This is a genomic window from Roseivirga sp. YIW32, from assembly GCF_057219245.1.
The window spans coordinates 765294-790605 of record NZ_JBXVVG010000001.1 but is presented as its reverse complement, the minus strand read 5'-3'; the positions used below and the strand labels follow the sequence as shown (position 1 = coordinate 790605).

Genomic DNA, 25312 nt, shown 5'->3' with positions numbered 1-25312 from the left:
ATGGTGGATTATTGAATGGCGTAAGCTGGAGCTTATGATCTAATTAAATACTTGGAAAGGTACTTTCTAAGAACTGGATCTTTTGCTCATCCACTCCCGCTTGCTGTGCAAATTTGGGCCAATTAGCCACTGCTGTTTGGACCTCATCAATCACTTGAGCGGCCCTTTTTATATTATTCTCTTTGGCAATATCCAGAAAATCTTGTTTCAGGATTCCCTCCTGCTTACCCCTCACCAGCATGGTTTGGTTCTTCAACCAATAATTCTCCGGATGATAGGCATAGCAAACATCATAGGCCGGTGATAATTGCCATCTACCCTCTTGTTTCAGCATAAAGGCAAAATTCTTCGTATGGTCGTCGCAATTTTTGGCCATCACATTGAATACCATACGTCTGAACATTTGCTCTGCCTCAGGATAGCTTAAACGGAGCAACCGCATCGTTTGAAATACCTGCTCATAGCTATATGCCCCCCTCAAGTTATAGTCGTAATGCTGAATACCGCAAAGCGTCTGCATATGGTGCTTGGTATCGTTACCCTCTCTATCAAACCTTTTGGTCATGAAGTGTGCCCTGTCATTTTCCACCAAGAGCTCCGACGGCATCATGTCTATGCCACAACTAGTGGCCATTAGATAGTAGGCATATTCTATTCTTCCCCAACCTGTACTTTCGCCAAACTGCGCATCACTTACCCCATCCAATTTGAGTAACCAATGCTCAAATCCTTTTGGTGCATTCACCTGTCCTGATCTGACCTCACCTGTTAATTGATTGTAAGCGATGACCGCTTTGGGCCGAGCTCCTCCGGCAGATGTTCCTACTTTCAGCACCTGTTGCAATGCTTGCTTTTGATCTTTCGGTAGCACTGTACTCAATTGCGCTTTCTTTGCCAACAATTGATGAGCCACTTCCACTAAACTCTCTACCTCTATCTTGAAACCTCCCTGTCTGTTGGTCAGCTGTGCCGGTTCGAATTCCAACGCCCCCATTGCCCTTTTGCCAATAAAGCAGAGCTGTTCAACAGGATTCATGCTATTTTCTGGCCTGCCTTGCTGTGTCAACCAAATATTGATCAATTGATTGCCATAGCGATCTGGAAGTGCATCGGCTAACATGCCTGGCAAGCCTTTGAATGTATCATAGGCGTCACCTCTACCCTTTCTTAACTCTGGAAAACGATAAATCTTTGCACCATTTCGAATGGGCATTTTGATGGGCGATAGATCCCAGCCTTTGTCAAAAAACTTAGGCGCATACTCAAAACTTGCCAACTGCGTTGTCTCGCTCCAGCTCACCGCCCCAACGAACTGTCCCCATAGGTAAACCTCTGCAACATCTACCATCCTAGCTCCTCTTGATTATCCCCCGGTGTTTTTTTCGATCTTACACGTTGACGAGACTGCTTTTTGAGCTTGGCATAAGCAAGTGGACTCACCTCCTCTTTGACCTCGAATGCATCCATAACATGGAGCAAGTCTAGCACACGCAATACCTGGATCAACGTGGATAGTTTAACTGCCTCTCCTCTTTCTAATAGGCTGAGCGTAGAACGACTGATGCCAGCCGCCGCTGCTGCCTCATCTTGTGACAGCTGTTGTTGCACTCGATGATGCTTTATGAACGCACCGACAGTCTCTATCAAAGCTGAATCTGTCATTTGAGTCCATTTGTTGTATGATTTATCAGTCATAAAACTATCTCTTAGATTATAATGAATGATTTACCACTCAAAAATAAGTAATCAAATATAGTTTATTTTGAATGATTTACCATTCATTATATAATTTTTATAGACTTAATGAATGCTTTTTCATTCACTAAAAGATATGAAAAACTTTGATCACTACTTATTGACATACTCTTGATATAATTGATCTGTTAGTTGTTGTAAAGCATCTAAATCTAGGCCTTTTAAGATCAATGAGAGCGATGCCTTCGCATCCCTCTTCAAACCGCCTCGCCACATTTTGCCTCCTTTCCTTTCATCCTCTAGACTCAGAGCTGTTTGATAATTGACTTGAAAGTCTGAGATAACAACTCGTTTAGGTGCCTTTCGATAGTTAAGATTGGCTGGTCCTGTCAATTTCGTTTTGAAGGACTGCACCTCTTGAGCAACTCATGAAAAGCTTGTCAAAAGGAGCATGAGTGAAATATGTTTCATTCTTTTCATTTGAAGTGATCGAATCGTTTAACATCAAATGTCGACGAACATTCTAGGGCAATTGACGTATTGTTGCGTTTAAAGTCTCCTCTAATCGATTGCTTTATTCATTCAAAAACCGTTATCTGTACCAGAGAATGATTTCAAACGAAAGAAGATCAACTGAGGCACTTGGGTCATGGGCTTGCATAAGCATACCTAATAATGCAAGTAGTCCTCCAGGAAGACCATATAGCATCTTCAAAAAGGAACATCCCAATTACTTCTAGCATATTCTTCTTTCTCGTTTTAATTTCATGTGACTAATGCATTGAGCTGATAACTAATTTTAATCGAACACTATGACCAATCTCAGAAAGAAATGGATAAAAGGCTTTACTCTATTGGCATTAGTCATCGGAATGGCATTCTTGACCGTCATTGGTTTGGCTTACCAAAAGCAGGATAATCTCATTCAAAAAGCCATTTCCGAACTCAATGAGGGCTTTACGGGTCGTTTTGTCATCAAAGATTCCCATATCTCCCCTTTTGCGAATTTCCCTTATGTCTCGATCGACCTTGAAGGAGTACAGGTATACGAATACAAATCCGATACGAGTGAAGTCCTGGTCGACATCTCAGATGTATATGTCGGTTTCGATTTGATTTCCATCATCAAAAGTGATTTTCAGGTCAAAAAGATCAAGTTAAGCGATGGCTTTCTGAAGCTCATCCAGCATACCGACGGCAGCTTGAATGTATTGAATGCCTTAAGCACATCGGATGCAAAGGAAAGCACCTCGACAGACCAAGACATGGCCAGTCTTACCCTCGACGCCTTTTCCATGGAAAATATCGACGTATTAAAGATCAATGAGGCCAACGAGGTCCTAGCGGAACTCTTCATTGAGGAGCTTGATGCAAGCCTTTCAACAAGTCAGGAACACATCAAAGCCCAATTAACCAGCGATATTCTATTCAACTTGATCATTCAAGGAGACACCTCTTTTCTTCACGATAAACACTTGTCGCTTAGCACAGGAATCGATTATGACCTCAGCAAAGGACTCCTCGACATCGACGCGTCGTCTCTTCAGATCGAAGAAGCTCTTTTCGCTATGGACGGCACCGTAGATTTTGCAAATGCTACCGAACTAGACCTCATCTTTAGTGGAGAAAAGCCCAATTTCGACCTATTCTTAGCCTTTATTCCAGAGGAATATAGTCCTTTGGTGAAACGCTATGAAAACGGGGGCACCGTCTATTTCGATGCCCGTGTCAATGGTTCGGCAGCTTTTGGCAAGACCCCTCATGTAGAAATCGATTTTGGTTGTAAAGAGGCCTTTATAGAAAACATCGCCGTAGAAAAGGAAGTGGATGAGCTCTTCTTTAAGGGACACTTTACAACGGGTGAATTGAACAGCTTGGAAACCATGTCGGTGTCGATAGAGGATTTTACGGCCACTCCGGAAACCGGTTCATTCGCCGGGAATGTGTCGATTAAAAATTTTGCATCCCCCGATATTCAGATTCAGCTGAATTCAGAGTTTAACTTGGATTTTTTAACCTCTTTCTTTGAGATCGAAGAATTGGAAGACGTGTCTGGAAAGGTCTCTTTAGACATGAATTTTCATGATATCATCGACTTGAATGACCCGACCAAAACCATCGAGAGGCTGAACGAAAGCTACTTCAGCGCTTTGAAAGTAGAAGACCTGAGCTTCAAATTACCGGAATACTCGCTCTCCGTTGAAGAGATGAACATCGATGCCTATATGGATGGTCATGAAGCCACCATCAATACCTTTAGCTTGAGATCGGGAAATTCCGACCTTTCCCTCTCTGCAAGCATTTCTGACCTCCCCGCTATCCTACATCACACCAACATTCCGGTTGATGTCGATTTAAAGCTGGAGTCCGACTTGATCGACGTGCAGGAATTTACCAGAACAGCAACCGATAGCATCGGGTTTAACGAGCAACTCAGCAACCTGAGCATTGGCTTTCGTTTCAAGAGTTCGGCGCAAGCCTTTACCGAATCGCCTAATCTACCGATTGGTGAGTTCTTCATTGACAGCTTAACTGCTCAGCTGACCAACTACCCCCATCGATTGCACGACTTTCATGCCGACATCATCATTGACTCGACCGACTTCAATGTCATAGATTTTACCGGCATGCTCGATCAGAGTGACTTTCATTTCAATGGACGATTGGAAAATTATGACCTCTGGTTTGAGGAAAAACCTGAAGGAAAAACCCGAATTGATTTCGACCTCACCTCTTCTCTTCTCCAATTACAGGATGTATTCACCTACAATGGGGTCAATTATGTGCCTGAGGATTATCGCAGTGAACAGCTGAAGAACATTAAGATCCATGCCTTAAGCGAATTGATCTTTGTCGATGATTTACAAAGTATAGAAGTGGAAATCGATCAAATCGACGGGTATGCCACCAACCACGACATGCGCCTAAAAGACTTCAATGGTCGTATGCATTGGGACAGCACCGCCTTGGTCCTTGACGACTTTGGAGGGCAATTCGGCAACTCACAACTAAAGACCTATTTAACCTATCAGCTCGATTCCACCGCAGGAAAATCTCACGAATTTCGTTTGACCAGTAAGCGCTTAGATTTTGATCAGCTATTTTCTTGGATGCCGCCTGAAGACACCACAACAATTGATCATGAAGCCGGATTCAATGTGTTCGATCTACCTTTTGCGAACGCAAATTTCGAGGTGACCATTGACGAATTGAATTACCACCGCTATTTGATTGATGACTTCAACTTGGAGGGGAAAATGCAAAGCGATCACTATATCTACGTTGACACCCTGTCATTGAAAGCAGCCGGCGGCCAAATGGATATGAAAGGGTATTTCAATGGCTCTAACCCTGACCAGATCTATTTCAGTCCAGACATGTACGTTCAAAACGTCGACTTGGATAAGCTGTTGTTCAAGTTCGATAACTTTGGACAGGATCAGCTGGTCTCAGACAATCTGCACGGAAGACTGAGCGGAAGGGTAAATGGCAAGATCCACATGCACCCTGACCTTATTCCAGCGACAGATGTTTCTGAATTAACCATGGACATTGAAGTGGTGGACGGTAGCTTGGTCAACTTCACCCCTTTTGAAGCCCTTGCAAATTACTTTACCGATAAGAACTTGAATAATGTTCGGTTCGACACCCTTAAAAATCAATTGCGACTAGAAAATGGTGCGCTGATCATTCCGAACATGAACATCAATACTTCCCTCGGCTATTTCGAGATCTCGGGTCGCCAAGGCATTGACCTCAATATGAATTACACCATGCGTGTTCCGGTCAAAGTGGTCACTCGTGCCGGGCTCCAACGTTTATTCACCAGGCGCCAAGACATTGACGAAGAGCAAGTAGATGACATCATTTATCGCGATGAAACAAAAAATACGCGCTTTATTTCGGTAACGATCAGCGGTACGCCGGATGACTATGAAGTTGATTTAGGGAAAAAGAACAACCCTTAATTGGCGTCTCCGATGAACCGAAAGAGAAATTCGATCTCAACGGATTCTTTGACCTTGACCATGCCTAAAAATTTAACCGGGGGTTCAAGACCATATTCCCGTACATTGATGGATACCTTTCCTGTGTAGATGGTGGAAAAATCATCACTCATGATGTCAGTGATCTGAATGTCTTCCTGGCGCTCCGTTGCCGCCACTTCCACAGTTGCAATGAACTTACCGATTGCTCCTGATGAAGTCTGATCATAGATCTCTAAACCGTTGAGGTTGATGGCAATGCTAGGAAAGTCCTCTTCATTCAAAAACTCCCTGAACTCTTTGTTCTTCAACGATTGCCCACAATCAAATTCCACCAAAGGAAAGGTGAGTCTTGCATTGGCGATGGATACATAATTTCGATCGATCGCTTCATAATCAATGGAAATGGCATCGCTCTTTTGGGTACTCATGAATTCACATGGAAAACCATTCACGTTCGTTGCTACATGAATGGTCAAGGTACTTTTGGCGTCGAGCCATAAAAGAGATTGGCCCTTCCCTCCTTTTTCTCCTTGTCCGGCCAATGGGCTTGCAAAAAGAATACAGAAGAGAAGAGCCAATGTTTTGTTCATCTATTGAAGAAAGAACTTATTGTACTAGAATCCAATTACTGCTTCAAGAACGATACCATTGAATTTACCATCTTGGAATCTGCTACCGGCAAAACGTCCGCCTGCGTATTCTTGATTCATGTACTCTAATTTCACCAACACATTGTTCGTCATGAACCAGCCACCGCCTATATTCAATCGGCTAATGTCAACATCCGTATTGGCAGCATCTGTTTGGTCACCAGTAACGCTGTTGTAACGACCGCCCAAGTACCATTGCTCGGTAGCACCGAATCGATACAAGGCCTCAAGTCCGAGTTGTGTAAAGCCACCACCTACAGCATCATCGCCATTGTTTACAGTTTCATAGATCCCGAAGAATTCTAAGCCTTTGTATTTCACAAATGGGTTGATCTGAATTGCAGTCTGATAAGCATAACGTGGATTAAATCTTGGGTCGAAGTCAGAGCCTCCGTTGGCAACAGTAGCCAAGGTCTGATAGTAGCGTCCACCTGCTCGGTCACCACCGTAGATATAATCTCTAGTGCCTTTATCAGAGCTCGAATACAATGAACCTGTTAAACGTAATCTTAGGTCGTCATTCATTTGCTTGTCCCAACCCAACTTACCATAGAAGACGAAGCCATCATCTCCCTTGACAGGGCTTTGATTCAAACGACCATTGGTTAAACCAGCCACAATGATCCAATCGGAAGGCATAAAAGTGAATTCCATGAATGGTTCTGTTGTAAAAGAATCCATGATGTAGTTACCAACAAAAGGATTGTAAATAGCCCCTGCGTTGTCAGATCTTCTGAACTGAGCATCACCATAATTGATCTGATCCATACCTACTCGAATGCTGGTGAATTCCATCAAACTAGCAGCGAACCCTTCTTTTATAAAATCTAGCTTATCAATTTGCAAGTACCCTCCTTTTACATAGGCCTCGGTATGGTGTCTAGATGAAAGATAAGTTCGTAAGTGCATGCGCATACCGTCTGCTAATTGAACATCAATATTCAAGTTGGCAGTGGGTAGGTTGAAATTAGATCCAAGATCTACTAAAGGATCACCTGTAATTGAATTTTCATGGCTTAGTCCTTGGAATTGAAGAGCGAAGTCACCACCTATTCTTGCTTTTATACCTTCAAACTTAACGGTATCGTTCTTTGAGGTTTCGAAAACATTGAGGCCCATTTTACCGGGTTGTCTCCAGTACTGCATTGCTTTCCTCTTGTCTAACTGTGCGTATCCTGCCACAGATAAGAACAAGAAGGCAAATAAAAATGTGAGTTTTAGATTTTTCATGGCTATAAATTGTTGATAATTAGATTGAAAAATTATTTAGTGAAGTTTAGTGTGAAATCGATAATTACTTCTTCTCCTACCTTAATTGCGCCAAGCATGGCTGTAGGCCTTTCCATTCCAAACTGAACCATATTGATTGGATGAGATGCCATGACCTTCACGGCACCTTCTTGGTATGTACAAGTTCCTGTGATCTCGACTGAACGGGTGGTCCCCGCCATAGTCAAATCTCCCACCACCACTGCCTGCTCTCCTTCTAATGACTTTACTGAGGTCAGTTGAAATGAAATGGTAGGGTTTTTTTCATAATTGAAGGCTTCATAGGTCAATTTGTCCATCTTCTTCTTCCCGCTTTGAATGGACTCGACAGTTACAGCAAAGTCTAAGGCCTTCAGTGCTGAGATTTGGTTGCCCTCAACAGCCACTTCAATTTGCCCTTTTACCTCTTCGACAGTGCTTTCCCAATCGTGCATGGTCGAAGTGCCTTTAATGACTATATTAGAGGAGTTATCGAGGGAAAAGCGCTGAGCATTCAGTACAATGGGGAGTGAAAGAATGAGTGCTATTAAAATTGTCTTTGTCATGATGGTTTACTTTGGTGTAACATTTGTTACATCTCAAAAGTACCGTCTGAACGGAGGCTCAACGGTGAGCCACATCAGCCAGAAAGCTGTCTTTTACCCATACAAAAAACTGACGAATGTCATCTAAGTGAACACTAAAGTTTAGGCAAAAAAAAAGGGTAGCTTAAACTACCCCTATTAATAATTTGATTATCAATGACTTAAGTAATATCACACTAGGATTAACGTGTCTTTTTACCCGCATTCTTACCATCAACCCAGCGTCCATCTTTCACCTCTCCGAGGTATTCGACGTCTTTATTACTGCGCTCATACTGCTGAATCGCGAAATCAAGCTCTCTTTTGGTATCTCTTCTGATCTTGATGCCTGAGGCGGCACCTTTACTTCTAACTAATATGTAATACCCGCTTTTTAATTCTGGCGGTCTCGTGGCTGGTCTTCCTTTTTTCTCCATTAAATTGTCTTTGGTAAAAAGCTATGAGCGCAAAATAGTAAATTATCGTTTGGCTGCAACTTTCACTTACTGATTAAATCCATTATCATAACCAAATACGAGGTTGTATAGTTCTCTGACTATTGCATTACCGAACCACTAACCGCCACTAACCCAAAAGCCATGCCCAACGTATTGACCTTCTTATGTTTACTCTGGACATTTCAGACCACACCCACAGAAGTAGTCCAAAAACAGCTCGATACGTACAACATGCGCGACATTGATGGTTTTATGTCAGTGATGAGCCAAGACATCAGTGTTGTTGAATTCGGCAGCCAAAATGCCTCAGCCTCAGGTTTTGAAGAGGTCAAGCGCCTCTACACCACCTTATTCCAAGAAAGTCCCGCCTTACATTCTACCCTCCTCAATCGAATGGCCATGGGAAATAAAGTCATTGATCATGAACGCATTACGGGACGCATGGGAAATGACGAAGCCATTGAACTGATCGTGGTGTATGAAGTCAACGAGCAAGACAAGATCTATCGCATCACAGTGTTACGACCTTAGTGCATAGCTGTTTTGGTAACTAAAAAGGACCCAAATCACAAAACTTGTTAAAATCAGGGCTTTCCTCCCCTTTTGGTGTGGGGGATTGCACCTATCATCATGTCGGCATCAGTTCATCTGGAAAAAGGATGAACAATGCCAACGAGTTGTTTTGAGTTAATTGTTGTTTGAGGACCGGCTGACCACCGGTCCTTTTTCCTTTCTCATAAACTTTTAACCACTCATCAACAAGTGATAAGCCCTCTTAAACCATTCCTGCTCTTTTGCATCACAGTTAGTGAACCGAATATGTAAAAAGGCCGTTAGGCTTGAACAAAAAAGAATTTTTAGCACTTAAGAGTGCAATAGTTTTAGTAATGTTAAGGAAAATCATTGGGGCAGTCATTGGCCTCGTACTTTTAGCCGGTGCTGCATTTGTGGCAAAAACTCTTGTAGACAATAATCAACAACCTGTAAGGGAAGTCCCAAAAACGGTGAAGACCGTTTTTACTCAAAATGTATTGAATACGGAGATCCCCATCGTCGTCAAGGCGAATGGCAATTTAGTGGCCTCTCGAAAAGTCGAGATCTTCTCAGAAGTACAGGGCATCTTCAAAGAGTCAAAGAAACCTTTTAAGTCAGGGCAGTATTTCCGCAAGGGAGAACTTCTATTAGACATTGATAGCCGTGAATTTTATACCAGTTTGTTGGCGCAACGCTCGACGCTCTTCGACCTGATCACGACCATGATGCCAGACCTTCGGTTTGATTATCCTGAATCCTTCGCGCATTGGGATGCCTACTTGAGAGCGTTTGATCTAGAGCAGAACCTTAAACCATTACCGGAGCCACTGAACGACCAGGAAAAGTATTTTGTCACTGGCCGACAAATCGTCTCTACCTATTACAACATCAAGAATTTAGAGGAGCGTTACAGCAAGTACAAGCTGCGCGCACCGTTCGACGGTATTTTGACAGAATCGGCAGTCAATCCCGGAACGTTGATCCGTTCTGGCCAAAAACTAGGAGAGTTTGTGTCGATTGGAGATTTTGAACTGGAAGTTGATGTCAATCAAGAGTTCCTTAGCATTCTGCAAGTTGGTGAACCTGTCTTATTGACCGACCTGGCCGGTGAAAGTGAATGGCAGGGAGTGGTGAAGCGCATCAACGGTCGTTTAGACCAAGCAACTCAAACCGTGCAGGTGTACATCGGGGTGCAGGGTGATGACCTGATCGAAGGCATGTACATGGAAGCAAACATTGCTGCCCGTTCTGAAAAAGATGCCATCGAGATCTCTCGTAACCTTTTACAAAATGAAAATCAGCTATTCGCGGTAGAGAATGATCAATTGGTCCTCAAGCAGGTGAACCCTGTCTACTTTACCGATCGAACAGCAGTGATCAAAGGCTTGGCCGATGGCACAAAGATCTTGAGCCGTCCAGTACCCGGAGCTTACAGCGGCATGTTGGTTAAAATATCTCCCTCAAGTTCAACCATAGCGCAATAAGCCATGAGGAACATTATCGCTTACTTTATCAAATATCCGGTTGCCGTCAACGTATTGATGGCTGCCATCGTGATCTTTGGTACACTGGGTATCTTTAAAATGAAGTCTTCATTCTTTCCGCTGAATGAATCGAAGATCATCAACATTTCCATCGCCTATCCGGGGGCCTCTCCTCTCGAAATTGAAGAAGGGGTGGTGTTAAAAATTGAAGACAACCTGAAAGGAGTGATCGGAATTGACCGTGTCACGTCCGTGAGTAATGAAAACTCCGGAACCATCACGGTAGAAATCGAGAAAGGTCAGGACATTGACTTGATGCTTCAAGAGGTTAAGAACGCCGTAGATCGCGTGCCCTCCTATCCAACCGGAATGGAACCCCTTGTGGTCAACAAACAAGAAAGCGTTCGTCCTACCATCTCCTTTTCGCTCAGTGGAGAGGATATTCCATTAAAAACATTAAAAGAGATCTCTCGCGAGATTGAAAATGACTTACGAGGCATTGACGGCATCTCACAGGTTGCCGTCTCCGGCTTTCCCGCAGAAGAGATCGAGATTGCGGTTAGAGAAAAAGACCTGTTGGCTTATAACCTATCCTTTACCGATGTGGCCCAAGCCGTGAGCCGAGAGAATATCTTGGTGACAGGTGGAAACATCAAAACCAATATAGAGGAGTACCTAATCAGAGCAAATAGCCGCTCGTATGTGGCAAAAGAATTGGATTATCTCATTGTACGAGCAGATCCATCCGGAAGTGTCATTCGGTTAAAAGATGTGGCAGAAGTGCGCGACCGTTTTTCGGAAAGCCCAAATGCCCGTTTTTTCAATGGAGAACAGGCCGTAAACATCAGCATCAGCAACACCAATGACGAAGACCTGATCTCAAGTGCTGAGAGCGTGAAGGCCTACATTGAAGAATTCAATCAACGCTACACCAATGTCCGACTGGATGTGATCAGTGATGCTTCGATCACCTTGACCCAACGAACAAAATTGTTAGCAGAAAACGCCTTAGTCGGAATGGGGCTTGTGCTAATCTTTTTGTCATTGTTTTTGAATACCCGCCTGGCCTTTTGGGTGGCGATTGGACTACCGATCGCCTTTCTTGGAATGTTCATCTTCGCGCCGGGCCTTGATGTGACCATCAACGTATTGTCGCTTTTTGCCATGATCATCGTGATCGGTATCCTGGTAGATGATGGTATTGTGATCGCGGAGAACATTTACCACCACTACGAAAAAGGCAAAGGACGAGTACAAGCCGCTATCGATGGCACCATGGAAATGATCCCTCCGATCGTATCGGCCATCCTTACCACGCTTTTGGCCTTTGGAACGTTCTTGTTCTTGGATGGGCGAATTGGCGATTTCTTTGGTGAAGTTTCAGTGGTGGTGATCCTTACCCTATCGATCTCACTGATCGAGGCGTTGATCATTTTGCCTGCTCACATTGCGCATTCTAAAGCCTTGCTCCGAGAGAATCCTGAAGAGAAGAAGACAACCTTTTCAAGGGTCTTCAGTAAGTTGCGACAGATCAATAAGATCGGTGATGCGATCATCAATTTTCTTCGAGACAAACTCTACGCAAAATCTTTGCGTTTTGCCTTGAAGAACCGCTTCCTAACCTTATCCATCGCCTTTACACTACTCATTCTAACCGTTGGGGCTATTGGTGGCGGCGTTATTCGCGTAACCTTCTTCCCTCAATTAGCGAGTGATCAGGTGTCCATCAGCTTAAAGATGCCGGAAGGCACCAGCGTCACCATTACAGATTCCATTCTCACGGTGATCGAAGAGAAGGCTTGGATTGTGAATGAAGAGTTTACTGCCAAGCAAACTGGAAATCGTCAGGTCATCCAGAATGTGATCAAAACATTAGGGCCTGGAACGGCCAACGGCAACTTGAGCATCAATTTATTACCAGGAGAGCTCCGTGACTTCAATTCAGACGAGATCGGCAATGCCATCCGTCAGCTGATGGGGCCAGTTTACGGTGTTGAAGCCCTTACCTATGGCGGTGGGCGTAACTTTGGGGGCAGTCCGATCTCTATCTCCCTCTTAGGCAGCAACATCGCAGAGCTCAAAGCAGCGAAAGCAGAGCTCAAAGAAACCCTAGAGAACAACGCTGCCTTAAAAGACATTACCGATAACGACCCTCAAGGAATCAAAGAGATCAACATTCAATTAAAAGATAAGGCCTACTTACTGGGGCTGAATACGCAAGATGTGATGAGCCAAGTGCGTTATGGATTCTTCGGATTTCAGGCACAGCGATTCCAGCGAGGACAGGATGAGATCAGGGTGTGGGTTCGGTATGATGCGGACAATCGGTCAAGCATCAACGACCTAGACGAAATGAAGGTCAATGCTCCTGATGGTTCCTTGGTCCCATTTGCAGAGATCGCTACCTATTCCATTGAAAGAGGAGAAATTGCCATCAATCACTTGGATGGGAGACGCGAGGTGCAGATCACAGCTGACCTTTCGAGTCCTTCCGAAAGTGCACCCGATATTCTGAATCAGATCCGTACCGAAGTGATGCCCGAAATACAATCCAAATACCCATCGGTGCAGGCCGTTTATGACGGACAGAAACGAGAACAGAATAAATTGACCGACTCCGCAACAACGATCATACCGATCATAATTTTCTTGATCTATATGACCATTGCCTTTACGTTCAGGTCTTACGGACAACCACTCCTACTCCTCTTGTTGATCCCATTGAGTTTGATAGGAGTCGCCTGGGGACACTGGATCCATGGCTTCCCGATCAACCTGCTGTCGTGGTTAGGCATCATTGCCTTGGTAGGAATTATGGTGAATGATGGACTGGTTTTGATTGGTAAGTTCAACAATTACCTCAAAGAAGGCATGGCCTATGACAAAGCCTTGTACGAAGCCTCAAAATCACGTTTTCGTGCGATCTTTTTGACCTCCTTAACCACCATAGCCGGATTGGCTCCTTTGATCTTTGAAACAAGTAGGCAAGCGCAATTCCTAATTCCGATAGCCATCTCCATTGCTTATGGCATCGGTGTTGCAACGGTTTTGACCTTGGTTATTTTGCCGGTGTACTTGTCCATTGCCAATTCCTTCAAGGTGAGTACCAAATGGTTGATCACTGGGGAGCGAGTCAAGAGAGAACAAGTTGAACGCGCCTACATAGAATTAAATGCTGAGACACATGAATAAGCGTTATTTTTTCGCATTAGCTATCCTATTCGTTTTTCAGCTGGGCCACTCACAGGAACAGCTGGGTAAATCTGATGCGCTTCGAATCGTCATGGAAAACAACTTTGACGTCTTGCTGGGTAAAGAATCACTGAAGGTGGCTGAAACCAATACGCAACTCTTTAATTCGGGTTATTTACCAACGCTTTCGGGCAATGCCGGCATCAATTTCAATAGCGATAACATTTCGGCCCAATTTCAGGATGGACGACAAACGGAATTGACTGGGGCGGAATCGAATAGTCGCACGGCGGGATTGGCCTTGAATTACGTACTCTTCAATGGCTTCAATAGAAAATACAACATGGATCGCAACCGTGAACTATTGAATCGAGGCCAATTGAACCTTAGGGCGACGCTAGAAAACACCATTTTAACCTTGTTCAGCACCTACTACCAAGTAGCGCAATCACAGCAAAATGTCTCCAATCTGGAAGAGACCTTACGCATTTCAAAAGAACGCTTAATACGGGCGGAATATGGCTATGATTACGGCCGGAGTTCACGATTGGACGTCTCCAATGCCCAAGTGGATGTCAATACGGATAGCATCAACCTACTCAATGCCAAGCAGGTGCTGGCCAACACGAAACGTGACCTGAATTTCATCCTAGGACGTGATGCCAACGTGAACTTTGAGATCGACACGACCGTTACCTTCAGCAATATTGTTGAAAAGGAGTCCTTTTTTGAGAACATGCAATTGGAAAACGTGCAACTGTTGATCGGAAGATCGGATATCAATGTGAACAAGGCAGCGACGCGCGTAGCACAATCAAACTACTACCCTACGGTGAGTCTGAATGGAGGTTGGAATTACCGCTTAGGCAATAACAACAGGGCGTCTTTCCTGGCAACCAGTACTTCCTCAGGCTTCACCTACGGCGCTAGCGTCGGCTGGAATATTTTTGATGGTGGAACAACGCGAACCAATGCACAGGTAGCTCGGATCAATGAAAACATCAGTACGGTGACCTTAGATCAGTTGGAAACCAATCTTCAAGTGCAGTTTGAGAATGCCTGGGGCGATTACCAAAACAAATTGTTTGTGGTAAGGGCGCAAGAAAGCAATTTAGAAACCAATAAGATGAACTTTGAGCGCAGCGTGGAACAATACAAGCTTGGGCAACTCACGTCCATTGATTTCAGAAATGCGCAACGAAACCTCTTATTGGCTGAAGTGGGCTTGACACAAGCGAAATTTGATGCGAAAAGAGCCGAATTGCTCCTTTTTCAACTCGCAGGAAAGATCACAGAAGCAGAATTTTAAACAGAAGCCAACAGGTCAATGACTTCTTGATTTCCGCTTTCTCGGGCATGGTCTTGGGGAGTTTTCCCTTTCGCATCCTTGGTATTCAGCGCAGCGCCTTTTTCTATCAATAAGCTGACGATGGATAAGTGGCCATAATCAATGGCATACGTCAATGCAGTCGCCCCTTCATAATTCTGTTTGTCGAGCATTGCCCCTTTATTGATCAACAACCTACACATGGATTCATCCCCCTTAAAGGCGACGCCCATCAAGGCAGTATTGCCTTTTGCATCTCTCGCTTCCAAATTAGCTCCTGCAGCAAGCAGCGATTCGGCTATCCCATGATTACCCATATAGGTCGCCATGATCAAAGGGGTAAATTTTCTGGCATCGGCTTGATTGACAAGCGATTGATCTTTGGTCAACAATTGCTCTACTTCAGCTTCGTTTCCCGTTCTTATGAAATTCATTAATTGATCTATCATGCCTTTGTTCTTAGTCTTTAGTTGGAAGCGATTTCATCCATTCCTCTTTTCTAGGGTAAGGATAATCCGCTTCTTTTTTTAATCGATAATAGGAATTCAATCCAGAGATCCCGGCTACATCCGCCTTTTCCAAATTCAAATATCCTTCGCTGGTCAGGATCTTATCATCGATGTGCAGATGGACGACCTCACCAATGATCAGACGTGTTTGGTTCAATTCGATCAGTTGTTCATCAACCTTCCTTAAACCGATCTGGATGGCACTTTCCTTCACAAAAGGCGCCGGAAAGTCTGTTTGATACCTGGGCGTAAAGCCGCAAGCAGCAAATTCAGATTCATCCGCATCAAATTTAGCTGCCGTATAGTGCCCCTCTTGTGTGTGCGACGCAGGCAAGGAATTCAATGTATAGCAACCATTGGCTTCAATGTTCTCATAGGTGTGTCGAGGAACATCGCCTGTTGGCCTGAGTAAGATTCCGATCAATGGTGGATTACTGCCTATATGAATGGCAGATGTAAAGATCGCCAGATTCTCCATGCCCTTGGGCGAGCGAGTCCCAACCAGATTGGCAGGCTTGATTCCTGTGATGGAGTTGATCAGATTCAATCGCTCAATCTTGCCCATGCTGTCCAAATATGCTCTTGTCATCTCCATACTTGAAAAACCCACTGCTTTTGACATTGTTCGTTCGATTTGCCATTGTTTTTCACGGTCGGGTAAAAATCGATCATTTGCTCTCTTTCTATTTCATTCTGGTAAGTTTTATGAGCTAAATCGCTTCGAATTAAAGCGGCAAATCCTATTTTTGGTTATGCAAATGACAAAGCCCTTCACCTTACTTTTCCTTGCCCTCGTTTTCTTAGCAGGTTGCAAGGCCGCACATACAGGACACATCCACACCAAAGAAATTTTAGATGACAGCACCATTGGTGGCGATGCTGGCGAACGCATCGGTCAAAACATGGACAAGCAAGCGGAGGAGCTGGCGAAATTATTGAACGCTAAGGTCGAACGAATTGGCGAAGGCATTAAAGTCACATTTGAAACCGGCCTACTGTTCGATACCAATTCGAGCTACTTGCGCGAAACGTCGAAACAAAATTTAGTCGATCTGGCCAGTGTTTTAGCAAAATACCCGGATACCAACATCCTCATTGAAGGACATACGGACAGTACGGGAGAAGATAAATACAACAAGTGGTTATCAGATCGAAGATCTAGCTCAGTCAAGAGTTTTTTAACAGCCAATAACATCAAAGAAAAGCGCATGGAAACGGCAGGCTATGGGGAAGAAAAGCCCGTAGGTGACAATGGGAGTGCTGAGGGAAGGCAGGCCAATAGACGTGTGGAAATTGCCATTTATGCCAATGCAGAAATGATCAGAAAGGCAAAAGCCGGCCAATTGAATTAATCATGGAGCCAGCGCAGCTACCCGACTAGCAGGTTTTGCTCGATATCGTTCGAAATACGATGCCCTTTGGCAAACACAAAGGTCAGCCGTTGATGAGCCTACCAGTTGCTTATCTCGAGTGGTTTGCCCGAAAAGGATTTCCACAAGGAAAATTAGGGCATCAGCTTCAAACCTTGTATGAGATCAAGATCAATGGACTAGAAGAACTCCTTTATCGGATCAAACGAATGCGACATTAGCCCTTGAACTAACCGCCATTTATTTCTTCTAGTCAACATGAACAGTGCTACTTGACCGCAGCCTGTACTCTCTTCATGAACTCTCCAATGCGGTTGGGTTCTAGCCATCTGGTCACCACCACCATGTTGTTTGTTTTGTCAACCACAATGAAATTGCCACCAAAACCGGCAGCGTAGTAAATGCTCTCGTCATCGACGTCTGCCCATTTCCGATTTCCTTTGTTCAGCCACCACATGTACCCATAACTTGGGTTCGCCTCTGAGGAGACTTGAACGGCATCCACCCAATTTTTTGAGATCATTTGTTTACCATTCCACTGACCATCATTCAAGAAAAGTAAGCCAAAGCGCGCATGATCCAAGGTGTTGATGAAAACGCCACCACCAGAGTGTCCGCCTCCTGTCACTGATTTCATTTGTTGGCCATCTACCGTGACCCAGGCATCCTTGTAGCCGAACCAGCGCCAAGTAGTGGATGCGCCGATCGGATCCATGATATGTTCTTTCAATACTTGAGGCAATGGTTTTCTCCAGACCTGTAGCAGTGAATAGGCCAAGACATTGACCCTAACATCATTGTATTCCATCACGGTCCCCGGCTCATTGGGTTGGGCAAATTTCCAGTCGTCGATCCCACCGTCTCGTGGTGGACGATCTCCCCAGTCTTTGATGCCAAAGAGTGTTCCTGACCAGGCAGAAGATTGATTCAATAATTGATGCCATGTGATCTTTGCATTGTGCTCGCCTTCAAATGTTCCATCCCACACGTAGCGATCCACCTTATCTTGAGTAGAGGCGATCAGCCCTTGGTCTACGGCCAAACCGGCCACCGTGGACAAATAACTCTTTGTGACGCTAAAGGTCATGTCCACGCGATCTACGTCGCCCCACTGTGCCACGATATAACCATCTTTAATGATGACACCGGCGGGCCCTCCTCGCTTTTTTGTTGGGCCCAAGATTTCATGAAAAGGTTCCCTCCTGAATCCCTCCAAAATGGCAATTCGAAGGTCTCTTGACCCACTGTATTCATTGGCTTCGGCATAGGCTACAGCGGCAGCTAACTGCTCAGCATTTAGTCCTAATTCTTCCGCTACACGTGACTCCCAAGTCCCTCTCGGCGGAAAGTATTGCTGTGCATGAACAACAGAAATTGTTAGAATGAATAAAAACGAAAGTAAAATAGCTCGCATGGCATTGATTTTTTTACGAAGTAAAGCTAGGAAAAGGAATTGGCAAGAATCCTTTGATGAGTGGAATAGAAAAGGAGGCCATGACACCTCCTTTTCACCTAATCAAAAACATGCGAACATGTCTTCTTATCATAATCTCTTGAGACAAAGGTAATATCCTCACTCATAAAGTAAAACAGGGTTTACATAAATTGTTAAGAATGTCTATTTCTACTCTCCTGTTCAAGAAACATTGTCATGGCCTTGAAATTCTACAGGCACATAATTCTGTTCAGCCCTACTCATTGTTCTTGAGAATTCGCATTGTATTTAGAAGTAATCCCAACTAAAGGTTTTTCAGACCAACGATCACTTCCATACAATAGTTTATTTTTTATATAACATTTTATACGAAACTTTACACTAATAAATTGCTAGTTAGAAAATAAATAATTTTGTATATATGAAATAAATCAGTATTTTATCTATCTGTATTTAACATTAAACCAAGGAAGAGATGAATTTTACTGGAGTACCCATGCCTGAAAAAGAAAAGACCGTCAACAGCTACCGACCGGTTACCGATTATATGACCAAAGAAGTGGTGACGTTTCATCCTGACCAGAGCATTGCGGAAGCAATGGATACATTTCTTGAACTCCGTATTTCAGGAGCACCTGTTGTTGACGAAAACGATCGCATTGTAGGCATCTTGTCAGAAATTGACTGCCTAAAGATTATGGTAGACGAAGCCTATCACAACCTACCCCATGGGAAGATCACTGTTTCGCAATACATGAGTGAGAAAATCTCCTCTGTTCCGATAACCGCTGATGTACTTGATGTGGCATCCAAATTCCTCAACACGCATTTTCGACGTTTTCCAGTAGTAGGTCAAAATGGAAAACTTTGCGGACAAGTCAGCAGGCGCGATATTCTTAAGGCAACGCGGGACTTAAAGTCCTCTACTTGGTAAAAGCCCGTACATCACGAATTCCAAGCCACAGCAGCTGAATCCTTATTGCACGAGACCTGTTCGTTGTTAGCACGTCATTATTAGGTAGTGGTATGAACGGGCACACTTGACTAGTTTTCTGATCTCTTGATTGTGAATGGAATAGACACTCTTCTTACGCTAAACAAAAATATAGCCCTTTGCTTGTATTGAGCAGCTTTGATGACCTCTTTTGTAATTATACAACTCATTCACTATGCTTAACTTCTCCTTTGGAAAGAAATTCCTCTTCATCTTGTTACTCTTCGCTTTCTCTTCTGCGCAAGCGCAAACATTGGTTTATGATGCTTTCTTGAGTGGAAAAAAAGTCGGTCAAATGATCGTGCAAAAAGAGGTCAGCGACAATAAAACGAGTATTCTGTCGACCACCCACATTGAAGCCCATCTCCTTTTCAAACTAACGGTTGATATAGAGATCGAGTCGATCTACCAAAATGGCATCCTCGTAGAATCAACGGCGGTCTCAAAACAGAATGGCCACGTGCATTCAAAAGTGAGCCTCTATCAAAAGGAGGACACCTACAGTTTAACCGTAGACGGAGACCGCTCGGAACTTAACTATCAGGAACTGCTAGGGGCTGATCTGTTTTACTTTGAGGAACCCAAGCAGATCAAACATGCCATTGCCCTTGCCTCAGGAGAATATTTGACCATCGAGAAGGATGCCGATGACCGCTACTTTTTTGTGCACGATGGTAAAAAAGAAAGTCATCGCTATGAAGACCAAGTTTTGCAACAAGTAGAAATTGAGCATTCCTTGTACACCATTACCCTGAAAAGAACAGCGAATAAGAAAACCCGCTGATCGTCAAAACAATATGCGGTCAATTTGGTCTATCTTTTATGAAGTCCTTAAAATTCACCGTCTACTTTGCCACCATATTCGTTGTTTTTTACACCTTGCTCAGCACAACGGAGATCGCTTTCGGATTTATTTACTTGGCTTTCCTTGTCGCCCAAGGATTACTGATCTATATGGTCTACCGAATTTTAACAGATAATTACAAGACCACTAAGACCTTTAGTGATTGGTACGAAGACAAAGAGTTGCGCTGATCAAGCTGCCATCAGTTTGTTATGTACTTGGAAGACCAACTGCAGGGTCTTGCCGACCATCCAGACGTAACCTCGCTCCTTTTTCATGAATAGCGCGACCAATTCAAGAGCTGATGCATGGTTGGTCAAATCGTCGTTGAATTGGATCTGCACGCTTCCCATTCCAAAACCAACCGTAAATCGAAGCTCTGGCTTCATAGCGCTAGGAATTTGTGCAAATACATATTTCAGTACCTCAACCATCAATTCTTCATCGGCAATGATATCAAACTGTGAGTTGTAGGTAGCAAGTCTGATCTTCTTGTGCGCTACACGTTCAACATCTTTAAGCAACTCGGCTAATTCGATTACAGTGTCTTCTGCATCGAATTGCGAAATGCGGTTAATGAGTTCATGGCGACTCAAGACAGTGTCCTTTTCAGGCTCTTCTTGAGTAGTCTTGTTGATGTACATGTAGGCTTGCTGACCACTTGGTGGTAAGGATTGGTGTACGTCCAATGCGAGCTGTGGCACAGGATACACCTGATTAGGGTTGGACTTATTTTTCATGGCGGTGTTGTTTCAGTGTATCATAAAGGTCTACAGAAAAGCCACAGAAACTCTAGGTAGCACACCGAAACCAATGGCTAGGCAATTCACCTAGTTTAGGATCAATCGTCTCAAAAAAAGTCTAAAGATTTTTTCATTGTGATGTTTGCAAATCAAAAGGAAGACACTACTTTTGCATCACCTTAAACGGAGCGGTAGTTCAGCTGGTTAGAATGCCTGCCTGTCACGCAGGAGGTCGCGGGTTCGAGTCCCGTCCGTTCCGCAAAAGCCTGGTCATATGATCGGGCTTTTTTTGTTTAAAACACACACATTATGTTTTATCTCTACATTCTTCAAAGTGAAAAGGACAATTCCTTCTATGTAGGCTATTCATCCGATCCACAAAAACGTCTTATTAAACACAATACAGCAAAGTCAGGCTATACCTCGAGAAAAAAACCTTGGCAACTCGTTTACACAGAAAGCTTTGACACTAAGAAAGAAGCTATACAGCGAGAAAATTTCGTAAAAGCACAAAAGAGTGCGGCTTTTATAAAAAAACTAATTAGTGAAGCTGGTTAGAATGCCTGTCCCGAGTAACTCGGGAAGGTCGCGGGTTCGAGTCCCGTCCATTCCGCTTAGAAACCTCAGAGTAATCTGAGGTTTTTTTAGTTTAAAGCGATGTGGTCGCGGGCCTTGACGAGCCCACCCCCATTCTAGTCTTAGCGTCTCGCTAAGACTTCCATTTGAATTAAACCAAGTTAGCTCAATTGTAACACATGCGGCAATTACCATTAAACATTCACACTTAAAAAAGATACTACTTTGCATGAAGTCCAAGCGAGACGCTTGGACTAGTTGAGACGCTTGGGCCAGCGCAGGGGCAAACGCACCATCATACCAATTGAAAGGTGGCTTCACTACTCACCTGTTTCTTGAGCCAGGTCTTAAATTCTTCTACAGGAACAAAGAAGTCCAGGTTATCCATGCTGGTCACCTTGTAAAACATCCCCCAATCCTTTTTGCTCATATCATACTGACAAATTGCCTCGGCCTCTACCAGATAACTGATCTTCACACCTCCTCTTTTAAAGGAAATCCGAATGTCCTCTCGAGCCTCCTGATAGGAAAACGCTGGAGAAGCCACCGCTTTTTGGTCAATGACTTGCTTTAAATCCATGTCCTGCTTCATGGCCTAATGATTTAAAGTAGATGGGCCGTCCAAACGCGTAAAATCTTCGTCTTCCCATTGGCCATTGTGAAGAAATGATTCATCAGGCAAATGACCCGATTGCAGTCCGGTAATTTCCAGCCCTTGTGTCGGTTCAATCAATTGGCCCTCGGAATTGATGTATAATCCGACACGTGGCAAAATTGTTATTCGATCTACGTTTTTCATGGCATACGAATTTGTTTGCCAGGTTTAGACCAAATACCGTTCCAAGAGCCATTCTAGGGCTTTTGAAAGGGTTTTAACAGCCCTCTATTCCCAAATCGGGAAAGTTATTCCGAGAAAGTGCTCTCGAACTGCAGGGTTTTCATCGCAAGCAAACGATAGTCTTCATCGTACCATTCTTCATGATCAGAAGTCCTTGTTTCTTTTGTTGCTTGATTTTCTTTTGCTTGCGCGACCTTATCCACTGAAAAGGCGTTCACTGCTGGGTTTACTTGGCTTTGTTCAATTTTCATCATTCGTTCAAAAAATTCATCGTCGATACTCTTCTTAAAAAATCATTCACCACAATCGACCCATAAAAAACAGTCGAAAACTCAAATTGTTCGGAAGTGCATCAAATCGATCTTGACATAATTCGACTAACTTGCCCTTGTGTTCAGCGAACTCAGCTATTTAGATGTGGCGATCGTCAGCCTTGCTGCCTTTTTGCTAGGGCTCTCTAAGTCTGGCATCAAAGGGATTAGCATCGGCATTGTTGCCCTATTGGTCCCTGTTTTCGGAGCCAAGGCCTCTACTGGCGTATTGTTACCCATGCTCATCGTAGGTGATGTGTTTGCTGTGATCTATTACAACCGCCATGCGCAATGGCGCTTCTTGTTCAAGCTGCTTCCGCCCATGGTCATTGGTGTTTTAGTGGCCACCTGGTTAGGTGATCAGATCCCGGAGTCCCTGTTTAGAAAAGCAATGGCGGGTATCATCCTTCTTTCTGTACTCATGATGTTCTGGTGGGATCGACGTAAGTCGACTTCAGTTCCTGACAATCTTGGTTTTGCAGGAGCCATGGGCTTTACGGCAGGCTTTACCACCATGATCGGTAATTTGGCTGGCTCTTTTGCCAATCTTTATTTCTTGGCCATGCAGTTACCGAAAAACGCCTTCATTGGCACTACTGCCTGGCTCTTTCTACTCATCAATTTATTCAAAGTACCCTTTCATATTTGGAGTTGGGAAACCATCAACTGGCAAACCGCTGCGGTGAGCTTTTCCTTTACGCCTGCCATCTTCATCGGCCTTTTCATTGGAGTCCGTTTATTGAAAAAGGTCAATGACCGCCTATTCAGATGCTTTATTCTATTCGCTACTGCTGTTGGGGCATTGTTGATCTTCCTGACTGACTAGTCAAAAAAAATGATTTTGTTTCAAAGCTTTCATTCGGTAGTTTTCACTAAATCTTCAACTATGAGAAAATTTTTCACACTCTTTTGTCTCGTCCTGATCCTTTCTTGCGAGCAGAACACAGCTCCGCAAAGCTATACCAGCAATGATTATGAAGACCTTGTTTCGCTATTTGAAACATGGCGTAATGTGGAAAAACCCACCTTGTACAATGGCGCGCCTGACTACCGTGCACAAAGCATGAAGACAAGGTACACAGCCGTTAAAGGACTTCAAGCAGAGCTCGCTTCAATAGATACCACCAACTGGCCCATTCCACAACGCGTAGATTGGATGATCACTTGGGCGGAGATGAATGGGTTTGACTTCAATTATCGCGTACTAAAACCTTGGGAACGCGATCCAGCTTTTTATAAGTCCGTATGGACCTCCCAAAGTGATGTCCCGGCGCATGAAGGACCAACCCATCATGGCACCTTAGAGCTCTGGACCTATGAATTTCCGTTGAATGCAGAGGCTCGCAATAAAATGCTTACCGAATTGGCTTCTATCCCTTCCTTAAATAGTCAAGCCAAAGTGAATCTTACCGGGAATGCCAGAGACCTCTGGATCGCCGGGATACGTGACATCAAGACGCAAGCCAGTGTATTAGAAAATATGAAATCATTGCCCGGATTGGCCAGTGATGAGGAAGTGATCACCGCGATCGAAAAGGCCAAAGAGTCAACAGTTGATTTTGTGGAATGGCTGGAGGAAAAATCCAGTGAGAAAACAGGGCCTTCAGGTATCGGTAAAGAGAATTACACCTGGTACACCCAAAATGTACGTTTGGTACCGCTGACCTGGGAAGATGAGGTCATGATCTTGAAAAGAGAATTGGCCAGGGCCTGGTCAGCACTCAAATTGGAAGAGCACCGGAATCGTGACTTGCCTGAATTGGAAGAAGCGGATTCTCCGGAGGCATACGATCGCTTGGCACAAAAGGCGGCTAGACAATTCATGGATTTTCTGGAAGAGGAAGACATCCTGACGGTGAAAGACTATTTTGAACCGGCTCTTCGAGAGCATTTAGGCTCCTTCGTGCCCAAGAAGACTCGAAACTTCTTCTACATCACCATGCACTACGATCCTCGCCCACTCTACTCTCACTTCTATCATTGGTTCGAACTGGCGAGAATGGTCAACGAGCCCAACCCGAGCCCGATCAGAAGAAATGCTGTGTTATATAACATCTTCGACTCGCGCAACGAAGGCATGGCAACCGCTGTCGAAGAAATGTTCATGGATGCCGGCATGTACGACGAATCACCTAGGGTGCGTGAGATGGTCTATATCCTCATCGCACAGCGTGCAGCCAGAGGCCTAGGTTCGCTTTATGCCCATGCCAATGAAATGACGATGGAGGAAGCCGGAGGCATTCACTCCGAATACACCCCAAGGGGCTGGATGAAAACTGAAAAAGAGTTATTGATCTTTGAACAACACCTGTATCTGAGACAGCCGGGTTATGGCACGAGCTACGTAACCGGTAAATACCTGATGGAGGTGATCATGGCTGAATATGCCAGGATCAAGGAATTGAATGATGAACCTTTTGAGTTAAAAGATTACTTCGACCAATTGAATAGCATTGGCAATATTCCGATTGCACTGAGCCAGTGGGAAATGACCGGCAATGCTGACCATTTGAACATGATGAAATAAAAAA

26 protein-coding genes and 1 tRNA gene are annotated in these 25312 nt (G+C 44.1%); 14 read left to right on the top strand and 13 right to left on the bottom strand.

The features are described from left to right. Positions 1-43: 43 nt before the first annotated feature. Entirely contained in the window at positions 44-1348 is a 1305-nt protein-coding gene (locus AC2D6U_RS03875) for a type II toxin-antitoxin system HipA family toxin (protein WP_484719629.1), read from the bottom strand. Continuing rightward, positions 1342-1695, bottom strand: coding sequence for a helix-turn-helix domain-containing protein (locus tag AC2D6U_RS03870; protein ID WP_484719628.1), 354 nt, complete (start codon positions 1693-1695; stop codon positions 1342-1344). Before AC2D6U_RS03870 ends, AC2D6U_RS03875 begins: the two co-directional genes overlap by 7 nt. Before the next feature lie 812 nt (positions 1696-2507). Between AC2D6U_RS03870 and AC2D6U_RS03865 the strand changes: the two genes are divergently transcribed. Next, the gene (locus AC2D6U_RS03865; RefSeq protein WP_484719627.1) at positions 2508-5663 is read left to right on the top strand and encodes a hypothetical protein; all 3156 of its coding nucleotides are present in this window, start codon (positions 2508-2510) and stop codon (positions 5661-5663) included. On the opposite strand, the gene AC2D6U_RS03860 is transcribed toward AC2D6U_RS03865, so the two are convergent. The 4 genes from AC2D6U_RS03860 to AC2D6U_RS03845 all read right to left on the bottom strand — a co-directional run bounded on the left by AC2D6U_RS03860 (position 5660) and on the right by AC2D6U_RS03845 (position 8603). After that, complete coding sequence (locus tag AC2D6U_RS03860) at positions 5660-6274, bottom strand: hypothetical protein (protein ID WP_484719626.1); 615 nt, start codon at positions 6272-6274, stop codon at positions 5660-5662. The genes AC2D6U_RS03865 and AC2D6U_RS03860 overlap by 4 nt on opposite strands. A gap of 24 nt (positions 6275-6298) precedes the next feature. Then, a complete protein-coding gene (locus tag AC2D6U_RS03855) occupies positions 6299-7564 on the bottom strand; it encodes a hypothetical protein (protein ID WP_484719625.1) in 1266 nt (421 codons plus the stop codon). Positions 7565-7596: 32 nt separating this feature from the next. Continuing rightward, a complete protein-coding gene (locus AC2D6U_RS03850; RefSeq protein ID WP_484719624.1) occupies positions 7597-8148 on the bottom strand; it encodes a YceI family protein in 552 nt (183 codons plus the stop codon). 221 nt (positions 8149-8369) lie between these two features. Continuing rightward, entirely contained in the window at positions 8370-8603 is a 234-nt protein-coding gene (locus AC2D6U_RS03845) for a hypothetical protein (RefSeq protein ID WP_484719623.1), read from the bottom strand. Between the two features lie 162 nt (positions 8604-8765). Here AC2D6U_RS03845 and AC2D6U_RS03840 point away from each other — a divergent pair, with 162 nt between their 5' ends. The 4 genes from AC2D6U_RS03840 to AC2D6U_RS03825 all read left to right on the top strand — a co-directional run bounded on the left by AC2D6U_RS03840 (position 8766) and on the right by AC2D6U_RS03825 (position 15143). Continuing rightward, positions 8766-9155, top strand: a complete 390-nt coding sequence (locus AC2D6U_RS03840) for a nuclear transport factor 2 family protein (protein WP_484719622.1) — start codon at positions 8766-8768, stop codon at positions 9153-9155. A gap of 356 nt (positions 9156-9511) precedes the next feature. After that, positions 9512-10642, top strand: coding sequence for an efflux RND transporter periplasmic adaptor subunit (locus AC2D6U_RS03835; protein WP_484719621.1), 1131 nt, complete (start codon positions 9512-9514; stop codon positions 10640-10642). 3 nt (positions 10643-10645) lie between these two features. Further along, positions 10646-13834 carry an efflux RND transporter permease subunit gene (locus AC2D6U_RS03830; protein ID WP_484719620.1) on the top strand — a complete coding sequence of 1063 codons (3189 nt, stop codon included), beginning with the start codon at positions 10646-10648 and terminating at the stop codon, positions 13832-13834. Further along, a complete protein-coding gene (locus tag AC2D6U_RS03825; RefSeq protein ID WP_484719619.1) occupies positions 13827-15143 on the top strand; it encodes a TolC family protein in 1317 nt (438 codons plus the stop codon). Before AC2D6U_RS03830 ends, AC2D6U_RS03825 begins: the two co-directional genes overlap by 8 nt. On the opposite strand, the gene AC2D6U_RS03820 is transcribed toward AC2D6U_RS03825, so the two are convergent. Together AC2D6U_RS03820 and AC2D6U_RS03815 are read right to left on the bottom strand one after the other, a co-directional pair. Then, positions 15140-15610, bottom strand: coding sequence for an ankyrin repeat domain-containing protein (locus AC2D6U_RS03820; protein WP_484719618.1), 471 nt, complete (start codon positions 15608-15610; stop codon positions 15140-15142). The two genes, AC2D6U_RS03825 and AC2D6U_RS03820, sit on opposite strands and share 4 nt — an antisense overlap. Positions 15611-15620: 10 nt before the next feature. Further along, the gene (locus AC2D6U_RS03815) at positions 15621-16292 is read right to left on the bottom strand and encodes a flavin reductase family protein (RefSeq protein ID WP_484719617.1); all 672 of its coding nucleotides are present in this window, start codon (positions 16290-16292) and stop codon (positions 15621-15623) included. Between the two features lie 136 nt (positions 16293-16428). Between AC2D6U_RS03815 and AC2D6U_RS03810 the strand changes: the two genes are divergently transcribed. Next, the gene (locus AC2D6U_RS03810; protein WP_484719616.1) at positions 16429-17022 is read left to right on the top strand and encodes a YiaD family glycine zipper/OmpA-like lipoprotein; all 594 of its coding nucleotides are present in this window, start codon (positions 16429-16431) and stop codon (positions 17020-17022) included. Positions 17023-17057: 35 nt separating this feature from the next. Continuing rightward, positions 17058-17261 carry a DUF3820 family protein gene (locus AC2D6U_RS03805; RefSeq protein ID WP_484719615.1) on the top strand — a complete coding sequence of 68 codons (204 nt, stop codon included), beginning with the start codon at positions 17058-17060 and terminating at the stop codon, positions 17259-17261. Between the two features lie 47 nt (positions 17262-17308). Here AC2D6U_RS03805 and AC2D6U_RS03800 read toward each other — a convergent pair whose 3' ends face one another. Continuing rightward, positions 17309-18454 carry a serine hydrolase domain-containing protein gene (locus AC2D6U_RS03800; protein ID WP_484719614.1) on the bottom strand — a complete coding sequence of 382 codons (1146 nt, stop codon included), beginning with the start codon at positions 18452-18454 and terminating at the stop codon, positions 17309-17311. Between the two features lie 496 nt (positions 18455-18950). On the opposite strand from AC2D6U_RS03800, the gene AC2D6U_RS03795 reads away from it, so the two are divergent. From AC2D6U_RS03795 to AC2D6U_RS03785, 3 genes are all read left to right on the top strand, one after another. After that, entirely contained in the window at positions 18951-19409 is a 459-nt protein-coding gene (locus AC2D6U_RS03795) for a CBS domain-containing protein (RefSeq protein WP_484719613.1), read from the top strand. A 235-nt stretch (positions 19410-19644) separates the two neighbouring features. Next, positions 19645-20253, top strand: a complete 609-nt coding sequence (locus tag AC2D6U_RS03790; RefSeq protein WP_484719612.1) for a DUF6134 family protein — start codon at positions 19645-19647, stop codon at positions 20251-20253. A gap of 38 nt (positions 20254-20291) precedes the next feature. Next, positions 20292-20504 carry a hypothetical protein gene (locus tag AC2D6U_RS03785; RefSeq protein ID WP_484719611.1) on the top strand — a complete coding sequence of 71 codons (213 nt, stop codon included), beginning with the start codon at positions 20292-20294 and terminating at the stop codon, positions 20502-20504. On the opposite strand, the gene AC2D6U_RS03780 is transcribed toward AC2D6U_RS03785, so the two are convergent. Next, positions 20505-21053, bottom strand: coding sequence for a hypothetical protein (locus tag AC2D6U_RS03780; protein WP_484719610.1), 549 nt, complete (start codon positions 21051-21053; stop codon positions 20505-20507). It lies immediately after the preceding gene. Between the two features lie 188 nt (positions 21054-21241). Between AC2D6U_RS03780 and AC2D6U_RS03775 the strand changes: the two genes are divergently transcribed. Together AC2D6U_RS03775 and AC2D6U_RS03770 are read left to right on the top strand one after the other, a co-directional pair. After that, positions 21242-21315 (top strand) — tRNA-Asp (locus tag AC2D6U_RS03775). A gap of 50 nt (positions 21316-21365) precedes the next feature. Beyond that, complete coding sequence (locus tag AC2D6U_RS03770; protein WP_484719609.1) at positions 21366-21614, top strand: GIY-YIG nuclease family protein; 249 nt, start codon at positions 21366-21368, stop codon at positions 21612-21614. Positions 21615-21927: 313 nt separating this feature from the next. Here the strand turns inward: AC2D6U_RS03770 and AC2D6U_RS03765 are convergent, their stop codons facing one another. The 3 genes from AC2D6U_RS03765 to AC2D6U_RS03755 all read right to left on the bottom strand — a co-directional run bounded on the left by AC2D6U_RS03765 (position 21928) and on the right by AC2D6U_RS03755 (position 22724). Continuing rightward, entirely contained in the window at positions 21928-22224 is a 297-nt protein-coding gene (locus AC2D6U_RS03765) for a hypothetical protein (RefSeq protein WP_484719608.1), read from the bottom strand. A gap of 3 nt (positions 22225-22227) precedes the next feature. After that, positions 22228-22431, bottom strand: coding sequence for a hypothetical protein (locus AC2D6U_RS03760; protein ID WP_484719607.1), 204 nt, complete (start codon positions 22429-22431; stop codon positions 22228-22230). 104 nt (positions 22432-22535) lie between these two features. Next, positions 22536-22724 carry a hypothetical protein gene (locus AC2D6U_RS03755; RefSeq protein ID WP_484719606.1) on the bottom strand — a complete coding sequence of 63 codons (189 nt, stop codon included), beginning with the start codon at positions 22722-22724 and terminating at the stop codon, positions 22536-22538. Between the two features lie 136 nt (positions 22725-22860). Here AC2D6U_RS03755 and AC2D6U_RS03750 point away from each other — a divergent pair, with 136 nt between their 5' ends. After that, the gene (locus tag AC2D6U_RS03750; RefSeq protein WP_484719605.1) at positions 22861-23607 is read left to right on the top strand and encodes a sulfite exporter TauE/SafE family protein; all 747 of its coding nucleotides are present in this window, start codon (positions 22861-22863) and stop codon (positions 23605-23607) included. 60 nt (positions 23608-23667) lie between these two features. Further along, complete coding sequence (locus AC2D6U_RS03745; protein WP_484719604.1) at positions 23668-25308, top strand: hypothetical protein; 1641 nt, start codon at positions 23668-23670, stop codon at positions 25306-25308. Positions 25309-25312 lie beyond the last annotated feature (4 nt).

What these genes read in the sequence shown, in the direction of transcription:
- AC2D6U_RS03875 (WP_484719629.1), bottom strand. Translation starts at nt 1,348, where the DNA reads ATGGTAGATGTTGCAGAGGTTTACCTATGGGGACAGTTCGTTGGGGCG.
- AC2D6U_RS03870 (WP_484719628.1), bottom strand. Translation starts at nt 1,695, where the DNA reads ATGACTGATAAATCATACAACAAATGGACTCAAATGACAGATTCAGCT.
- AC2D6U_RS03865 (WP_484719627.1), top strand. Translation starts at nt 2,508, where the DNA reads ATGACCAATCTCAGAAAGAAATGGATAAAAGGCTTTACTCTATTGGCA.
- AC2D6U_RS03860 (WP_484719626.1), bottom strand. Translation starts at nt 6,274, where the DNA reads ATGAACAAAACATTGGCTCTTCTCTTCTGTATTCTTTTTGCAAGCCCA.
- AC2D6U_RS03855 (WP_484719625.1), bottom strand. Translation starts at nt 7,564, where the DNA reads ATGAAAAATCTAAAACTCACATTTTTATTTGCCTTCTTGTTCTTATCT.
- AC2D6U_RS03850 (WP_484719624.1), bottom strand. Translation starts at nt 8,148, where the DNA reads ATGACAAAGACAATTTTAATAGCACTCATTCTTTCACTCCCCATTGTA.
- AC2D6U_RS03845 (WP_484719623.1), bottom strand. Translation starts at nt 8,603, where the DNA reads ATGGAGAAAAAAGGAAGACCAGCCACGAGACCGCCAGAATTAAAAAGC.
- AC2D6U_RS03840 (WP_484719622.1), top strand. Translation starts at nt 8,766, where the DNA reads ATGCCCAACGTATTGACCTTCTTATGTTTACTCTGGACATTTCAGACC.
- AC2D6U_RS03835 (WP_484719621.1), top strand. Translation starts at nt 9,512, where the DNA reads ATGTTAAGGAAAATCATTGGGGCAGTCATTGGCCTCGTACTTTTAGCC.
- AC2D6U_RS03830 (WP_484719620.1), top strand. Translation starts at nt 10,646, where the DNA reads ATGAGGAACATTATCGCTTACTTTATCAAATATCCGGTTGCCGTCAAC.
- AC2D6U_RS03825 (WP_484719619.1), top strand. Translation starts at nt 13,827, where the DNA reads ATGAATAAGCGTTATTTTTTCGCATTAGCTATCCTATTCGTTTTTCAG.
- AC2D6U_RS03820 (WP_484719618.1), bottom strand. Translation starts at nt 15,610, where the DNA reads ATGATAGATCAATTAATGAATTTCATAAGAACGGGAAACGAAGCTGAA.
- AC2D6U_RS03815 (WP_484719617.1), bottom strand. Translation starts at nt 16,292, where the DNA reads ATGTCAAAAGCAGTGGGTTTTTCAAGTATGGAGATGACAAGAGCATAT.
- AC2D6U_RS03810 (WP_484719616.1), top strand. Translation starts at nt 16,429, where the DNA reads ATGACAAAGCCCTTCACCTTACTTTTCCTTGCCCTCGTTTTCTTAGCA.
- AC2D6U_RS03800 (WP_484719614.1), bottom strand. Translation starts at nt 18,454, where the DNA reads ATGCGAGCTATTTTACTTTCGTTTTTATTCATTCTAACAATTTCTGTT.
- AC2D6U_RS03795 (WP_484719613.1), top strand. Translation starts at nt 18,951, where the DNA reads ATGAATTTTACTGGAGTACCCATGCCTGAAAAAGAAAAGACCGTCAAC.
- AC2D6U_RS03790 (WP_484719612.1), top strand. Translation starts at nt 19,645, where the DNA reads ATGCTTAACTTCTCCTTTGGAAAGAAATTCCTCTTCATCTTGTTACTC.
- AC2D6U_RS03785 (WP_484719611.1), top strand. Translation starts at nt 20,292, where the DNA reads ATGAAGTCCTTAAAATTCACCGTCTACTTTGCCACCATATTCGTTGTT.
- AC2D6U_RS03780 (WP_484719610.1), bottom strand. Translation starts at nt 21,053, where the DNA reads ATGAAAAATAAGTCCAACCCTAATCAGGTGTATCCTGTGCCACAGCTC.
- AC2D6U_RS03770 (WP_484719609.1), top strand. Translation starts at nt 21,366, where the DNA reads ATGTTTTATCTCTACATTCTTCAAAGTGAAAAGGACAATTCCTTCTAT.
- AC2D6U_RS03765 (WP_484719608.1), bottom strand. Translation starts at nt 22,224, where the DNA reads ATGAAGCAGGACATGGATTTAAAGCAAGTCATTGACCAAAAAGCGGTG.
- AC2D6U_RS03760 (WP_484719607.1), bottom strand. Translation starts at nt 22,431, where the DNA reads ATGAAAAACGTAGATCGAATAACAATTTTGCCACGTGTCGGATTATAC.
- AC2D6U_RS03755 (WP_484719606.1), bottom strand. Translation starts at nt 22,724, where the DNA reads ATGATGAAAATTGAACAAAGCCAAGTAAACCCAGCAGTGAACGCCTTT.
- AC2D6U_RS03745 (WP_484719604.1), top strand. Translation starts at nt 23,668, where the DNA reads ATGAGAAAATTTTTCACACTCTTTTGTCTCGTCCTGATCCTTTCTTGC.